Genomic DNA, 299 nt, shown 5'->3' with positions numbered 1-299 from the left:
TTTGCGAAATGAATCTTGACGATGACCTACTCTCACATGGGGAAGCCCCACACTACCATCGGCGATGCGTCGTTTCACTGCTGAGTTCGGGATGGGATCAGGTGGTTCCAACGCTCTATGGTCGTCAAGAAATTCTGTGTGCTGGCCCGTCCTCGGGACGTGCCGGCGAATCTCTGGTCTCTCTACTTAAAGACAAAACCCCTACCTGCTCGCGCAGATAGGGGTTTTGCGAAATGAATCTTGACGATGACCTACTCTCACATGGGGAAGCCCCACACTACCATCGGCGATGCATCGTT

At 53.2% G+C, this 299-nt stretch carries 1 rRNA gene; it reads right to left on the bottom strand.

The window, feature by feature from the left end:
- Positions 1-13: 13 nt before the first annotated feature.
- A 5S ribosomal RNA gene (gene rrf, locus ACNFG0_RS22920) occupies positions 14-129 on the bottom strand.
- Between the last annotated feature and the right edge of the window lie 170 nt (positions 130-299).

Source organism: Pseudomonas sp. NY15372, assembly GCF_048068215.1.
GTDB classification, from domain to species: Bacteria; Pseudomonadota; Gammaproteobacteria; order Pseudomonadales; family Pseudomonadaceae; genus Aquipseudomonas; species Aquipseudomonas guariconensis_A.
Note: the sequence above shows the minus strand (reverse complement) of the source record. Positions and strands in the feature narration are given on the sequence as shown.